The sequence below is a fragment of the Pseudarthrobacter sp. 05T312 genome (genome assembly GCF_056396685.1).
In genome coordinates this window covers 81,770-96,838 of sequence record NZ_JBFTLY010000013.1, presented here as the reverse complement: position 1 = coordinate 96,838, position 15,069 = coordinate 81,770, and the positions used below count along the sequence as shown (strand labels likewise).

Below are 15,069 nucleotides of genomic sequence, written 5' to 3'. Positions count from 1 at the left end.
CAGCCTGACCGTTTCCGAAACGCCTCCGGCCGTGTGCCGGGCCGGTGCTGGCCGCCGGCGCCGGCAGGATGCAGACTTAGCACATGCTGCCTTTCCTGCTCCTGGCCTCCCGCGCGGAAGACGCCGCCGCCGAGGACGAGTACGCCGCGTACCTGAGGTACGGCGGCCTGGAGGAACGGGAACTGCACCGGATCCGGCTCGAAGCCGCTCCCCTGCCTTCGCTGGACCTCTCCAGGTACTCCGGCGTCATCGTGGGCGGCAGCCCGTTCACGTCCAGCGACCCGCCAGAGCACAAGAGCACGGTTCAGCACCGGGTGGAGCGGGAACTTGCCGCACTCCTGGACCAGCTGGTGGCCCGCGACTTCCCGTTCCTTGGCGCCTGCTACGGAGTCGGTACCCTGGGCAGCCACCAGGGCGCCGTGATCGACCGGACCTACGGCGAGCCCCTCGGCGCGGTGGAGGTGGAACTGACCGATGAGGGACTCCAGGACCCCATCCTGCAGGGCATGCCCCGAACCTTCACGGCACTGACCGGGCACAAGGAAGCCGTCCGCTCGCTCCCCCCGCACGCCGTCCTGCTGGCACGGGCCGCCACCTGCCCGGTCCACATGTTCCGCATCAGGACCAACCTTTATGCCACCCAGTTCCACCCGGAGCTGGACGCGGACGGGTTGGTGACGCGGATCGATATCTACCGGGACGCCGGGTACTTTCCACCGGAATCCGCGGAGGAGCTCATGGCCGCGGCACGGGAATTCACGATCACCGAACCCATGGCGGTGCTGAAGAACTTCGTCGCCCGCTACGCGCGCTGAAAACGGCAATGCCCGGCGTGCCGAAAGGCAGCGCCGGGCATTGGGGCAAACGAAACGTCAGGCGACGTTGTTCTCGTAGTCCACATCGCGGGTTTCGCGGGTGAGGAACAGCGCGATCAGCGTGAGCACTGCCATGGCGGTCAGGTACACACCGACCAGGACGGGGCTGCCCTTGGCCGCTTCCCACAGCGCGACGGCGATGAACGGCGCCACGGCAGCACCCAGGATGCTGGAGAAGTTATAGCTGATGGCCGAGCCGGTGTAGCGGACGTTCGTGGGGAACAGTTCCGGCAGCAGCGCACCCATGGGGCCGAAGGTCAGGCCCATGAGGGAGAACCCGAGGATCAGCAGGCCCATGGTGCCCACGAAGCCGCCGCTGAACAGCGGCACGAACAGCAGGCCGAAGACAAAGATGCCGGCGGTGACGGCCATGAGCATCTTGCGGCGGCCGTACTTTTCGGCCAGCGGCCCGGAGACCAGGGTGAAAATGCCGAAGAACACGACGCCGGCAATCAGCATCCAAAGGAAGTCGTTGCGGGAGTAGCCCAGGCCGGGAACGAACGCGGCGGCTGCGGCCTCGGACATGGGCTTGCCTGCCTTTTCCGCGGCGGCCTGCGCGCCGGCCAGGGTGGGCTTGGTGCCGTAGGTCAGGGTGAACGTGGTCATCAGGTAGAACAGCACATACGTGGCCAGCATGATGAAGGTGCCCAGGATCAGCTGGCGCCAGCTGGACTTGAAGACGCGGCCCAGCGGCAGCTTGGCTACCTCGTTGGATTCCACCACCTTGGTGAAGGCCGGGGTTTCGATCAGCTTGAGCCGGACGTAGAGGCCAAGGATCACCATGGCGGCGCTGAGCAGGAACGGCACCCGCCAGCCCCAGGCCTGGAAAGCTTCCGGGGTCAGGGTGTAGCTCGCCACCAGGAAGATGACGTTGGCGATGATGAAGCCGATCGGGGCTCCCAACTGCGGGAAAGTACCGTAGATGGCGCGCTTGTTGGCGGGGGCGTTCTCGGTGGCCAGCAGGGCTGCACCGCTCCATTCGCCGCCGAGGGCCAGGCCCTGGGCGAAGCGCAGGACCACCAGCATGGCCGGTGCCCAGAACTCCCAGCCCGGAACCAGCGCCGTGGGGAGGCAGCCGATGAGGAAGGTGGCAATGCCCATGGTCAGCAGCGACGCAACAAGGGTTCCCTTGCGGCCGAACTTGTCGCCGAAGTGCCCGAAGACAATCGAGCCGAGCGGGCGGGCAATGAAGGCCACGCCGAAGACGGCAAAGGAGCTCAGCAGCTGGGTGGTTTCGTTCGCGCCCGGGAAGAAGAGCTTCGGGAACACGAGCACGGCGGCCGTGGCATAGACGTAGAAGTCGTAGAACTCCACGGTGGTGCCGATCAGGCTTGCCACGATGACGCGGCCGCGGGAGTTCACCGGCTGGTGCGAACCGGGCACTTTGGTGGTATCGGTGGATGACATGGGTAAACGCTTTCGTGTGACCGGCCGGGCGCAGGCAACGCTGCCTCCCGGCTCGAATAGTTAGAGTTTGATCTTACTTCCCAGCGTCCAGTCAATGGACGAAACGTCCACGATGCGGACCTGTGTTGTGCATCTCATATCGCGGACCCCCGGGACCGCCTCACGCCGTCCGGCGGGCCCGGATAGGCAAAAGTCACAGCGCGTTAACAAACCTCGACCGTCCGCGAAACGCGCCGTCCCTACCTTGGAGGAACAACATCCCCCGAAGGAGGTAACCCGTGACTGTTGACCGCACCGTTGATGCCGTATCCGCCAGCGCACAGCCCGGCCCTACCCGCACCACTGACGCCCCTGCCCTTGAATTCCGCCCCGGCCGCTGGATCGCCAACTGGGATGCCGAGAACAAGGAGCAGTGGGAGGCCGCAGGCCGGGCCATCGCCCGCCGCAACCTGAACTGGTCCATTTTCGCCGAGTTCCTCGGCTTTGTCGTCTGGCAGCTGTGGTCCATCGTGGTGGTCCAGCTCCCCGCCGTAGGCTTTACCTTCTCCACCTCGGAAATCTTCTGGCTCATCTCCATGCCAAGCCTGGTGGGCGCCACCCTCCGCATCCCCTACACCTTCATGGTGCCCCGCTTCGGCGGCCGCAACTGGACCATCGTGTCCGCCCTGCTGCTCCTGATCCCCTCCACCGGGCTGGCCCTCTGCGTCTCGAACCCGGGCACGCCGTTCAGCGTCATGCTCCTGGTGGCTGCCCTGGCCGGGTTCGGCGGCGGCAACTTCGCCAGCTCGATGGCCAACATCACGTTCTTCTACCCGGCCCGGGAAAAAGGCTGGGCGCTGGGCCTGAACGCCGCCGGCGGGAACCTGGGTGCCGCCGTCGCGCAGCTTGCGGTGCCGATTGTCATCACCCTGCTGGCCGCCGGCAGCGTCAACCTCCCCATGGCGGGCTGGATGTGGGTTCCCTTCATCCTGCTGGCAGCCTTCGGCGCCTTCAAGTACATGAACAACCTCACCAGTGCCAAGGGTGACGTGGCCGGCTCGGTCGCGGCCCTGAAGGAACCGCACCTGTGGATCATGGCCCTGTTGTACATCGGCACCTTTGGCTCCTTCATCGGCTTCGCCGGTGTGTTTCCCAAGCTGATCAAGGACTACTTCCCCGCGTTCTCCTCCATCGGGGTGGGAAGCGTGGCCCTGTCCCTGGCGTTCCTCGGCCCCCTGGTGGGTTCCCTGGCCCGCCCCTACGGCGGACGCATGGCGGACCGGATGGGCGGCGCCCGGATGACAGTGTCCGCCTTCGCCGCCATGGCCGTCATTACGCTGACCATGATCTGGACGCTGCCGCTGAAGAACTTCCTGCTCTTCCTGGTTCTCTTCCTGATGCTGTTCACCGCCAGCGGCTTCGGCAACGGCGCAACGTACCGGATGATTCCGGTCATCTTCGCCACCTCCAGCCGGGCTGCCCGCAAGGGTGCAAGCTCCGTCGCCACCCAGCGGCTCGCGTCCTCGGCCCTCGGCCTGATCTCCGCGATCGGCGCCTACGGCGGCTTCGTGATCCCCCAGGTGCTCAATGCCTCCAGCACCGCCAGCGGCTCCTACACCCCGGCCTTCTACGGATTCGTCGGCGCCTACGTCCTCATGCTGGTGGTCTGCTGGACCTGCTACATCCGCAACGCCGGCCGGAACGCGATGGGACACGTCTAGCATGACCAAAAGCGCCGACACGCACTGCCCTTACTGCGCCCTGCAGTGCGCCATGACGCTCACGGCCCCGGCGGGCCTGGCCCCGGCTTCGCAGCCGGGGCCGGGCCCCGCGCCTGCCGCCCCCACGGCACCCCCCGTCCTGGACGTGGCAGGCAGGGACTTCCCCACCAACCGTGGCGGCCTGTGCCGCAAGGGCTGGACCTCGGCCAGCCTCCTGAACCATGCGGGCCGGATCACCGAGCCCCTGTTGAAAGGCGCCGACGGCGTCCACCGGCCCATTGGCTGGGACCAGGCCCTGGACCTCGCCGCCGCGGCAGTAAGAGACGCCCGCGCCCGGTACGGTGCGGACGCCGTCGGCGTTTTCGGCGGTGGCGGGCTCACCAACGAAAAGGCCTACCAGCTGGGCAAGTTCGCCCGGCTGGCCCTGGGCACCTCCCGGATCGACTACAACGGCAGGTTCTGCATGTCCTCAGCGGCCGCGGCGGGAATGCGCGCTTTCGGCGTGGACCGCGGGCTGCCGTTCCCGCTGGAGGCCCTGGACACCGCCAGCACCATCCTGATGCTCGGCTCCAACGTTGCCGAGACCATGCCGCCGTTCGTCCAGCACCTGCAGGGCGCCCGCGACGCCGGCGGTCTGGTGGTGGTGGATCCGCGGCGTTCGGCCACAGCGGCCTTCACGGCCGACGGCGCCGGCCTCCACCTGCAGCCCCTTCCCGGCACCGACCTCACCCTGCTGCTGGGCCTCTCCCACGTGGTCATCCACGAGGACCTGGTGGACACCGCTTACCTCCAGGAGCGCACCTCGGGCTACAGCGCCGTCGTCCGTAGCGTGAACGCCTTCTGGCCCGAACGCGTCCAGTCCATCACCGGTGTCCCGGCGGACCTGATCCGCGAAACCGCCAGGATGCTTGCCGCCGGCGCCCGCAGGGGCGGCAGCTACATCCTCACCGGCCGCGGCGTGGAACAGCACGTGGACGGCACGGACACCGCCACGGCGGCCATCAACCTGAGCCTCCTGCTGGGCCTGCCCGGCTCCGCCCGCAGCGGCTACGGCACCCTCACCGGCCAGGGCAATGGCCAGGGCGGCCGCGAGCACGGCCAGAAGGCCGACCAGCTGCCCGGCTACCGCAAGATCACCGACCCCGCCGCCCGCGCGCACGTCGCCGCGGTCTGGGGCGTCTCCGAGGAACTGATCCCCGGCCCCGGCCTGCCCGCCGTCCAGCTGCTGAAATCGCTGGGACAGCCCGACGGCGTCCGGTGCCTTTTTGTCCACGCCTCCAACATTGCCGTGGCGGCACCTGACGCCAACGCCGTCATCGAGGGGCTGCGGAGCCTGGACTTCCTGGTGGTCTGCGACTTCTTCCTGTCCGAGACCGCTGCGGAGGCGGACCTCATCCTTCCGGTCCTCCAGTGGGCCGAGGAGGAAGGCACCCTGACCAACCTGGAAGGCCGCGTGCTGCGCCGCCGCCGCGCCATCTCCCCTCCCGCCGGCGCACGGAGCGAGCTGTGGATCATGGCCCGTTTGGCCGAGCGCCTGGACGCCCCCTCCACCTACAGCGAGGACCCGGAAACGGTCTTCGAGGAGCTCCGCCGGGCTTCAGCGGGCGGCCTGGCCGACTACTCCGGCATCGACTACGCCATGCTGGACCGCGGCGAGGCAGCCTACTGGCCCTTCCCGGCCGGCAGCACCGGAACCCCCCGCCTGTTCCGGGACGGCTTCGCCCACCCCGACGGCAAGGCGGTCATGGTCCCGGTGGCGCCGCGCCGCCGTCGTACTCCCGCAGCTGAAGCCGCCGGGAACCCAACAGGCCCTGCCGGCACAGCCATGACGCTCATCACCGGCCGCCTCCTGGAGCACTACCAGTCGGGGGCCCAGACCCGCCGGGTCCCCGAGCTGGCCGCCGCGCAGCCCGAGGCCAGGATGCAGCTCCACCCCGGGGCGGCCGACGCCATGGGCATCGGTGCCGGAACGCTGGTGTCGGTGTCCAACGGGCGCGGCGAGGTGGTGTGCCGGGCGGAGCTCAGCACCGCCATCCGCCCCGAGACGGTTTTCCTGCCGTTCCACTTTCCCGGGGCTGAGAGCGCCAACCGGTTGACGGAAGCCGCCACGGATCCGGTCTCCGGGATGCCCGAGTTCAAGTTCAACACCGTATGGGTCCGGCCCGTGGCCGCACCCGAATCCGCCCGCATGCTGCACACGACGGAGGCCTCATGAGCGAGCAGATTGTCATTGTGGGATTCGGTCCCGTGGCCGCCCGGCTGGTGGACGAGCTCCTGCCCGCCGTGCGCGGCGGCCACGCCAGGCTCACGGTGGTGGGCCAGGAAGCCGAGGCCGCCTACAACCGCGTCCTGGTGGCGGACCTGGGCGTCGGCCGGACCACCGCCGACGCCCTGGCCCTCGCCGACAGCGCCGAGCTGTTTGCAGAGGGAGTGGATGTCCGGCTGGGCGTACGGGTTAAGCGCGTGGACCGGGCGCGGCAGCAGGTGGCCCTCTCCGACGGCGCGTCCGTGCACTACGACCGGCTGGTGTTCGCCACCGGATCCCGGCCGGTGATTCCCAACCTCACCGGCATCAACCCGGACCCGGCTTCCCCCGTGCTGCCGGCCGGCGTCACGGCGCTGCGGGACCTCCGCGACGCCCAGGTGCTGCGGCAGGCCGTGGCCGGCGGCAAGCGCGTGGTGGTCCTGGGCGGCGGCGTCCTCGGCTTGGAGACGGCGCTGGCGGCCGCGGAGGAAGGTGCCACGGTCACCGTGGTCCACAACGGCCCGCACCCGCTGGGCCGCAGCATCGACCGCGGCGGCGGGGCCGTCCTGGCTGCCGGGCTGCGCCGCTGCGGAGTCCGGGTGGCCGGCAACGCCCGGTCCACCGGCGTTGAGCACAACGCGCCCGACGGCGGATTCTCGGCTTTGCTGCTCGACGACGGCTCAGCGATCGACGGCGACCTCCTGGTCATCTCCTGCGGCGTCCGTCCCCGGACGGAACTGGCCGAAGGCTGCGGCCTCTCCACCGGCACCGGGATCCTGGTGGACCACCGGCTGCGGGCGCACCACGAACCGCACATCTTCGCCGTTGGCGACTGCGCCGAGGTCCGCTGCCCGGATCCCGGCTGCGCCGCCTGCCGCAACGCCACGGGGCCCTCCGGCCTGGTGGGTCCTGGATGGCGGCAGGCCGAATGGCTGGCCGGCTACCTCACCCTGCTGGCCGAGGGGGCGGAAGCGGACGCCGAAGTGCTCCCCGCGCTGCCGCCGGAACAGCCCGGCGTCGTGGTCCTGAAAGCCCGCGGCATGAACATGGCCGTGGCCGGGGACAACGCCGCCGAGCCGTGGGATGAGGAAGCACTCACGGCCGGAGCGGTCAACGGCAGGCCACGCCTGCAGGTGTCCCAGTGGGCGGATCCGGAGCACGGCCGGTACGTGAAGATGACCACCCGGGGCGGTGTGCTGGAAGGCCTGGTGGCCGTGGGCATGCCCCGGACCGCAGCCGAACTGGTGGGGCTTTTTGAACGGGGTGCAGAGCTGCCCGCCGACCGGTCACTGCTCCTGCGCCTGGATGGACCGGACCAGCTGCCCGGGGGCGGAGCTGCCGACCCCGCGGGTACCGTGTGCCGGTGCGCGGGGGTCAGCGGGTCGGCCATCACTGCGGCCGTAACCGGCGGCTGCTCCACCGTGGCGGACGTTTCCAAGGCCACCCGCGCGGGCACCGGCTGCGGCGGCTGCCATGAGGACATCAAAGGGCTCATCGAACAGCACTTCCAGGCGGCAGCGGCCTAGCGGCTGCGGGGCTTTCGCCCCTTGGCACCGGGATTCCACAGGGCTTGAATGGTCACAGGATTCCACCGGCCGCAGGAGGCACCAATGTCCTTGCCCATCATTCTGGCATTCGCCGCGGTGGTGCTCGCCGCCGTGGCCGGAGTTGTCCTGGTCCGGGAGAAGGATCCGCAGCGCCGGGCCCGTGGACTGGTGAAAATGGGCGCGGTGGTCATGACGGTTTTCACCGTGGCCGCTGTGGCTTTCATCGGCGGCTACGCCTTGGATCAGCCCGGCGGCATGGCCGGCCTGATGATGACCTTGTCCTGGTTTGTGCCCATGCTGGCCCTTGCTGCCCTCGCCTGGTTCCGGCCGGCCGCGGCCGCTCCGCTGCTGATGGGGTTGGCCGTGGTCCTCGTCGCGGTCTGCGTCTGGTTCGCCCTCGATCCCGCGGCCGCCCGCAGCCTCCAGGATTCAAACGGGCCTGTCATTGCGGTCGGCGTCATCGCCCTGGCGTTCCCGGCCGCTGTCCTGGGACTTAAACGGTCAGGCCCGGCCGGCTGGTTGCTGTTTGCCATTGGCACGCTGCCGCTGCTGATCACGGTTCTTGGCCGGTCGGGGCCGGCGGCCTCCCTGGCCGCCGCCAGCGCGGTGCCGCTGATAACCGGCATTACCTACCTGGTGGCCGCACGGCTGGCCCGGCGCGACCCGGCCTCCCGGAATACGCTCCCGGCGTCGGCATAAGCCTCTGCACGGATACCGCTGCCCTTGTTTCCCCGTTCATGCCCTTGACGGCGGCGTCCGCACAGCATGTGATGGACGGGACTGACCCGCGCTCCCATCTTCCAGGCCGGACGCCTGACGTCCGGAACAACGAAAGGACCTGCCATGTCCCTGCTCGATTCCGCCCTCTGGGAAGGCAAGATCTACCTCAACGGCTGGCGGGCGGGCGGCGGCGGGACCGGCAGCAGCATGGAACCGGCCACCGGCGGACAGCTCGGCAGCTACGGCGTCGCCTCCGTCGACGACGTCCGGGAAGCTGCGACTGCCGCCGCGAAGGCACAGAAGGAATGGGCCGCCCGCAACCCGGAGGACCGGGCCGCGGTGCTGCGCCGCGCCGGGCAGCTCTGGGAGGAGCACGCAGCCGAGGTCCAGGACTGGATCGTGCGCGAGTCCGGGGGCATCCCGCCCAAGGCGGCGCTGGAAACCCATATCGCAGCCAACGAATGCTACGACGCCTCGGCGCTGCCCTCCCTCCCTGCCGGTGACGTCCTGACGTCCAACGAAAACCGCTGGTCCTTTGCCCGGCGCCGTCCGGTGGGCGTCGTCTCCGTCATCGCGCCGTTCAACTTCCCACTGATTCTCTCCATCCGCGCCGTGGCCCCTGCCCTGGCATTGGGCAACGCCGTGCTGCTCAAGCCGGACCCCCGGACCGCGATCTGCGGCGGCGTGACCGTGATGCGCATCTTCGAGGAGGCCGGACTTCCGCAAGGCCTGCTCTCCCTGCTCCCCGGCGGCGCGGACATCGGAGCCGCCGTCGTCGAAGCCCCCGAGGTCCGGGTGATCGCTTTCACGGGCTCGACGGCGGCCGGCCGGAAGATCGGCGAGACGGCCGGGCGGCTGCTGAAGCGAGCGCACCTGGAACTGGGCGGCAACAACGCGCTGATCGTGCTGCCGGGCGCCGACCTTGCCAAGGCGGCCTCCGCGGCGGCGTTCGGCTCGTTCATGCACCAGGGCCAGATCTGCATGGCTGCCGGCCGCCACATCGTGCATGAGGACATCTACGACGACTACGTTGCCGCCTTGTCGGAGAAGGCGGCCTACCTGCCTGTGGGCGATCCGACGAGCGGCACCGTTGCCCTGGGGCCGGTCATTGACGAACGGCAACTGCAGCGGGTGGACGGGATCGTCCAGGGCGCGGTCCAGGCGGGCGCCCGGCTGGCTGCCGGCGGCACCCACGACGGCCGGTTCTACCAGCCCGCCGTGCTGGTTGACCTGGACACTTCCAGCCCCGCCTGGAAGGACGAAATCTTCGGCCCCGTGGCCCCGGTGATGAAGTTCTCCACCGTGGATGAGGCCGTGGCACTGGCCAACGACAATGAGTACGGCCTGTCGATCGGCATCCTTGGCGACGTGGGCCTGGCCATGACCATCGCGGACCGCCTCGACTCCGGGAAGGTCCACATCAACGAGCAGACCGTCTCCGATGAGGCCAACTCCCCGTTTGGCGGAACGAAGAACTCAGGCAACGGCTCGCGGATCGGCGGCCACCACGCCAACATGGAGTCGTTCACCGAGATCCAGTGGCTCACCATGCGACCGGACATCGCCCCGTACCCGTTCTAGGCCCCTTCCCGTCTTAGGGCGGGCAGCACACCGGTTACCTGTCACAGCCCGAATACTTGCCCGGCGGCCACGTAGATCCCGTATGCCCCCGCAGCCAGGAGGGCACCCAGATAAACGAGCACGAGCCGCGTGTCGCGCAGGAAGCATTTGGACCGCGCCAGGCCCCGCCGTCGTGCCTTCCAGTACCCCGCAAACCCGAGGCCGGCGAAGACCGCCAGGGCGGCAGGTCCGGCCAGCCACCCCAGCAGCGCAACGGTGGCAAAGATGCATAGCCGGAGCGGATCATAGGGTGCCTGGCCGGTGGGTGCGGGGGTGCCGGGACCCTGCGGGTTGGAGTGTGCTGCGGCGTGCCGGCGCACCAGCTGGGACGGGTTGGGTCCGCCGGCAATGCGCCGGGCATCAGAGGCCGGGTCCATGAATCCTCCCTAAACCTGGCGCACCGGAAGCAGCCGTGCGCCGGTCGCCGTGCTCATCCGCTGCCGGGCCAGGGAGGGCCATGCCTGGACGGCGCAGAAGGGCGCGCACTGGTGCTCCCCGTCGTCGCCCTTGGTTCCGACGTGGACGCAGCACTGGGTGAGCCGTTCCTCGATCATGGTGGACATGTCCATGAAGGGCTTGACCATGATCCGGGTGACCCGTTCGGCGAGGAGCCGGCGCAGGCGCTGCTGCTGGCCGGGCAGCTTGCCGGCCGCCAGGGTGGTCAGGGTTCCGATGCCAAGATCGCACTGCGTGCAGATGTTCTTCCAAAGATCCATGGTCCGTGGGTGCGACAGGGACGACTGCTCACTCAGCAGGTCCAGCAGCGAGGTTTTCATCAGGTTCCGCAGTTCCAGTGGGATGGCGCTGTCAGCAATCCGGTTGGCGATGCTGTCAGGATTCAGTTCGAGCCACGCCAGGAGCTGGTCGTGGCCGATGAGCGCTGCCAGGGAACGCCAGGTGCCGGCGTCGTCCTTGAGCATGTAGCCCACCGATGCGCAGTGCGGATGGGAGCACGGCAGTGCCGTGAGGTCGTGCCAGGAGACCACGCCGCCGGTTTGTGATTCAAGCCGGTCCAGGACGCCGGTATGCGTGAGCCGGTCCAGGGGGTCGATGCCGTGCCCGCGCCCGGATCCAAACACGGGCTGCAGCGCCACGCCGCCCACATACGGGGTCTCCAGCGCGCGCATCACCACGTCACCGATCTCACCGTCATTGACGCCCAGGGATGCCGTCATGGTCAGGGTGGTGAATATGCCGGCCGCGGAGAGGCGGGAGATGGCCGCGTCCTTGTAGCGGGTCAGGTCGCCGCCCCGGTGGTGGATCGAGGCCTCCCGGGAAGAGCCGTCGTATTGGAGGTACACCTCCACGCGGTCACGGTGCCGGGCCAACAGGGCAAGCATTTCGTCGTCAGTGGCCAGCAGCATGCCGTTGCTGTTCACCATGATCCGCACGATCGGCCGGGCCACGAGTTCGTCCAGCAGTTCCGCCAGGTACGGGTACAGCGTTGGTTCGCCGCCGGACAACATCAGCACATCGAGGCGGTTGCTCTCGCGTGCCAGGCGGGTATCGACGTTGGCCAGCACCTCCTCCAGCGGAGCCACGCCCTGCAGTTGCGGTCCGGAGGCGGTGAAACAGGTGGGGCACTTCAGGTTGCAGTGCTCGATGATGTCCTGGAGCAGGATGCAGGTGTGCTGGGTCTGCATGGCCGGAAGCCCGTAGGCATACGCCCCGGGGATGGCACGGAAATTGCCTGCCCGGTCAGGAACATGCTGCTTGGTGGGCGCCTGCCATTTCTCCAGGTAGCGCAGGATCTCCGGGGACTCGTCGTAGAGCGTGCGGACCAATCCGTGGTCCGGGCAGCCTCGTTCAAGCCACACCCGCCCGTCGCGGACCAGCAGCGCCCCGGACAGCCGCCGGACCTCGCTGAGTGGAGGGTTGGTGTCGTGGCAACGGGGGCAGAACGCGGTGACGTAGCGGTGGATCCTGTCACCCCGCAGCGGCTGGCCAGGCCCTGGCAACTCTCGAGACCTCATTGATCAGTGCTCCCTTCTCAGATTCTGGTCTGTGCGAGGGCTCCCACGCACAGACCCCCGCCGAGCAACAGGAAGATGCCCAGCCCAATCAGCATCCCGGCCCCGGTCCTCGCGGTGCCGGGGCGGACGGCAAGGGCAATGCCCAGTCCCAGGTAGACGGCGATGGGGACGAAGGCGGCGGGGCCGGCCAGGATGCTGGCCGGCCATGAATTCGGCGCACCGACGCCGATTGTTGCCCAAAGGTAGAGGATGTACAACGCCAAAGCACCAAAGGAGAGCCCCGGGCCCAGGTAGCCTCGCCGCGGTTCCCGTTGCTGTCCGGGGTGGTGGGGTTCCTTCGGAGGGGGCGGGTCCTCCCTGTCGTTGTCCATTTCAGGCCTGGCCCTGGACAAGGAAGCCGACGCAGAGGCCACCGCCGAGCAGGACAAAGGCGCCCAGGCCTATCAGCAGCCCCGCACCCCACAGCGCCGTCCGGCGCCGGACTGCAAGCACGACCGCGACGGCCAGGTACAGGATGAGGGGGATGAAGGGAGCCGGCACGGCGAGGAAGGTCGCGGACCAGGCGTAGGGCCCCTGGGCTATGGTTCCCAGGACGTAGACCGCGTACAGCGCCACGGCGCCAACCACGGCCCCCAGCCCCAGGGATCCGCCCCGTGGTTCATTGTCCTGGCGATTCTCCTGCCGCGGTGGTTGCAGTGGCCCGTCGGGGGGTTCTTCGCTCATGCCACGGTTCCTTCCAGTTCGGGGCGGACGGGTTTGCCGAACACGCGCCGGACACGCCAGGCCAGCAAGGGAAGGACCGCCAGCAGGAACAGTTGGGGCCGGCTAAGGCCAAGCCAGAGGACCTCGTTGCCGCGGACGAATTCCACGAAGAACCTGAAGACGGCGTAGGCGCTGACGAAGCAGATGAAGAGGTCACCGGGATGGGGCAGGGCGTCCCGGTACCGCCACATCAGGGCAAAAGCGGCCAGGTGGAAGGCGATCTCGTAGGCAAAGGACGGATGGAGGGCCACTCCGGCCGGGGCGCCGGCCAACGCAGCCTGGGTCGGGGTGAGGACAATCCCCCAGGAACCGCCGGTAGGGGTGCCCGGGAGTTCGGTGAGCAGGCAGCCCACGCGCCCGATAACCATGGCAAGTGCCACCGCAGGGGCCAGCAGGTCTCCCGTGGACTCCCTGTAACCGGTCAGCCGCTTGCCAAGGTGGACGCCGAACCAGGCCCCCACCAGTCCCGCAAGGATGCTCCGGTCGCCGTTGCCCCACCAGTCGGCCAGGGACACCTGCCGGGATACATCCCAGGTGAGCACGCGGGAACCGATACCGCCAAACGCCACGGCGAAACCGGCGACGGGCCACAAGCGGGGGTCGGTGAGGCCCCTGCGTCGCTTCTCATAGGCGTAAAACAGGAGGGCTGCGCCGATGCCCAGCCCCACCATGCCGGCATGCACCAGCGCGTTTCCCGCGAAGGGAAGCCCAATCATGGGCAGAGTGTAACAACGGACTGCCCACCGGGCGCGGGCCCTTCGGCCCTTACATGTGGACGTGCAGGCGGCGCGCCGCCTCGGAAATGGATCCGGTGAGTGACGGGTACACCGTGAAGGTGCTGGCGACGTCGTCGACGTGCAGCTTCTGCTTGACGGCGATGGAAATGGGGAAGATCAGCTCTGAGGCGTTGGGGCCCACCACCACGCCGCCGATCACGGTGCCCGAACCCTTCCGCGCGAAGATCTTCACGAACCCGTCCTTGGCGTTGCGCATCTTGGCGCGGGCGTTGCTGCGGAGGGAGAGCTTGATGATGTCCGCCTGGTACTTGCCGAACTCGATCTCGGCCTCGGAGACACCCACGTTCGCGATTTCGGGCGAGGTGAAGATGTTGGACGCCACCTGGTGGAGCTTAAGGGGGGTGACGCCGTCGCCCATGAAGTGTGCCACCGCGATGCGTCCCTGCATGGCAGCAACCGAGGCGAGCGGCAGGACGCCGGTGGCATCGCCGGCGGCGTAGATGTTCGGGGCTGTGGTGCGGGAGACGCCGTCGACCTTGATGTGGCCGCTGTCGCTGACGGCAACGCCCGCCTCCTCCAGGCCGATGCCTGCGGTGTTGGGGATGGAACCAAGGCACAGGAGGCAGTGGCTGCCCGTTACCTGGGTGCCGTCGGAGAGGGTGACTACCACGCCGTCGTCAGTGCGTTCCACCGACTGGGCGCGGGAGCGGGACAGGACCCGGACTCCGCGGCGTTCGAAGACTTCCTCCAGGACAACGGCGGCGTCGACGTCCGAGCCGGGCAGCACGCGGTCGCGGCTGGAGACGAGGGTGACTTTGGAGCCGAGGCCGTTGTAGGCGGACGCGAATTCGGCGCCGGTGACGCCGGACCCCACCACGATGAGCTCCGCGGGCAGCTCGTCGAGGTTGTAGATCTGGGTCCAGTTCAGGATCCGCTCACCGTCCGGGCGTGCCGTTTCCAGTTCGCGGGGGTGCGCGCCGACCGCCAGCAGGATGGTATCGGCCTCGACGGTCTCGGTGCCGTCAGCGGTCAGGACCTCGATCCGGTGGCTCTCCAGGAGCCGTCCGGAGCCTTCGATGATCCGCACGCCCTGCTTCTCGAGGCCGTCGCGGATATCCCTGGACTGGTTGCGGGCCAGGTTGAGGAGGCGGTGGTTGATGTGCTTGAGGTCGGCGTGCATCACGGGGACGAAGTCGCCGCCGTCGACGTCGAACTTCACTCCCAGCTCGCCGGCCTCTGCCACGCGGGTCATCAGGTCAGCCGTGGCAATGAGGGTCTTGGAGGGGACTACGTCGGTCAGCACCGCGGAGCCGCCAAGCCCGGCACGCTCGATCACGGTGACCGTGGCCCCCAGCGAGGCGGCCACCATGGCAGCTTCGTATCCGCCGGGACCACCTCCCAGGATTGCGATCCGGGGGGAACTGAAATCTGGATGCGTAGTCACAGTCATCCATTCTCTCCCATTGGCGGCCCGACCACCAAG

The 15,069-nt window shown here is 68.6% G+C and carries 13 protein-coding genes; 6 read left to right on the top strand and 7 right to left on the bottom strand.

Features of this window, described 5'->3' with window-relative positions; translation table 11 throughout:
• The first annotated feature begins 83 nt into the window (after window positions 1–83).
• Window positions 84–815 carry a glutamine amidotransferase gene (locus AC1DIP_RS15885; protein WP_476210119.1) on the top strand — a complete coding sequence of 244 codons (732 nt, stop codon included), beginning with the start codon at window positions 84–86 and terminating at the stop codon, window positions 813–815.
• 57 nt (window positions 816–872) lie between these two features.
• Here AC1DIP_RS15885 and AC1DIP_RS15880 read toward each other — a convergent pair whose 3' ends face one another.
• Window positions 873–2,282 carry an MFS transporter gene (locus AC1DIP_RS15880; protein WP_476210117.1) on the bottom strand — a complete coding sequence of 470 codons (1,410 nt, stop codon included), beginning with the start codon at window positions 2,280–2,282 and terminating at the stop codon, window positions 873–875.
• 278 nt (window positions 2,283–2,560) lie between these two features.
• Here AC1DIP_RS15880 and AC1DIP_RS15875 point away from each other — a divergent pair, with 278 nt between their 5' ends.
• The 5 genes from AC1DIP_RS15875 (at window position 2,561) to AC1DIP_RS15855 (ending at window position 10,075) form a co-directional block, all read left to right on the top strand.
• Window positions 2,561–3,982 carry an MFS transporter gene (locus AC1DIP_RS15875; RefSeq protein WP_477734291.1) on the top strand — a complete coding sequence of 474 codons (1,422 nt, stop codon included), beginning with the start codon at window positions 2,561–2,563 and terminating at the stop codon, window positions 3,980–3,982.
• A 1-nt stretch (window position 3,983) separates the two neighbouring features.
• Window positions 3,984–6,197, top strand: a complete 2,214-nt coding sequence (locus tag AC1DIP_RS15870; protein ID WP_477734290.1) for a molybdopterin oxidoreductase family protein — start codon at window positions 3,984–3,986, stop codon at window positions 6,195–6,197.
• Window positions 6,194–7,753 carry an FAD-dependent oxidoreductase gene (locus AC1DIP_RS15865; RefSeq protein WP_477734289.1) on the top strand — a complete coding sequence of 520 codons (1,560 nt, stop codon included), beginning with the start codon at window positions 6,194–6,196 and terminating at the stop codon, window positions 7,751–7,753. The genes AC1DIP_RS15870 and AC1DIP_RS15865 overlap by 4 nt, the downstream gene beginning before the upstream one ends.
• Window positions 7,754–7,837: 84 nt before the next feature.
• Window positions 7,838–8,473 carry a hypothetical protein gene (locus AC1DIP_RS15860; RefSeq protein ID WP_476210111.1) on the top strand — a complete coding sequence of 212 codons (636 nt, stop codon included), beginning with the start codon at window positions 7,838–7,840 and terminating at the stop codon, window positions 8,471–8,473.
• A gap of 144 nt (window positions 8,474–8,617) precedes the next feature.
• The gene (locus AC1DIP_RS15855) at window positions 8,618–10,075 is read left to right on the top strand and encodes an aldehyde dehydrogenase family protein (protein WP_476210109.1); all 1,458 of its coding nucleotides are present in this window, start codon (window positions 8,618–8,620) and stop codon (window positions 10,073–10,075) included.
• 41 nt (window positions 10,076–10,116) lie between these two features.
• Here the strand turns inward: AC1DIP_RS15855 and AC1DIP_RS15850 are convergent, their stop codons facing one another.
• From AC1DIP_RS15850 to AC1DIP_RS15825, 6 genes are read right to left on the bottom strand one after another with little or no spacing between them, the layout of a single operon-like run.
• Window positions 10,117–10,491, bottom strand: a complete 375-nt coding sequence (locus AC1DIP_RS15850) for a hypothetical protein (protein ID WP_476210107.1) — start codon at window positions 10,489–10,491, stop codon at window positions 10,117–10,119.
• A 9-nt stretch (window positions 10,492–10,500) separates the two neighbouring features.
• Entirely contained in the window at window positions 10,501–12,087 is a 1,587-nt protein-coding gene (locus AC1DIP_RS15845; protein WP_477734288.1) for a radical SAM protein, read from the bottom strand.
• Between the two features lie 17 nt (window positions 12,088–12,104).
• Complete coding sequence (locus tag AC1DIP_RS15840; RefSeq protein ID WP_477734287.1) at window positions 12,105–12,458, bottom strand: hypothetical protein; 354 nt, start codon at window positions 12,456–12,458, stop codon at window positions 12,105–12,107.
• 1 nt (window position 12,459) lies between these two features.
• Window positions 12,460–12,810, bottom strand: a complete 351-nt coding sequence (locus AC1DIP_RS15835; RefSeq protein WP_477734286.1) for a hypothetical protein — start codon at window positions 12,808–12,810, stop codon at window positions 12,460–12,462.
• Window positions 12,807–13,565, bottom strand: coding sequence for a prolipoprotein diacylglyceryl transferase (locus tag AC1DIP_RS15830; protein WP_477734285.1), 759 nt, complete (start codon window positions 13,563–13,565; stop codon window positions 12,807–12,809). Before AC1DIP_RS15830 ends, AC1DIP_RS15835 begins: the two co-directional genes overlap by 4 nt.
• Before the next feature lie 49 nt (window positions 13,566–13,614).
• Window positions 13,615–15,030 carry an NAD(P)H-quinone dehydrogenase gene (locus tag AC1DIP_RS15825; RefSeq protein ID WP_477734284.1) on the bottom strand — a complete coding sequence of 472 codons (1,416 nt, stop codon included), beginning with the start codon at window positions 15,028–15,030 and terminating at the stop codon, window positions 13,615–13,617.
• Between the last annotated feature and the right edge of the window lie 39 nt (window positions 15,031–15,069).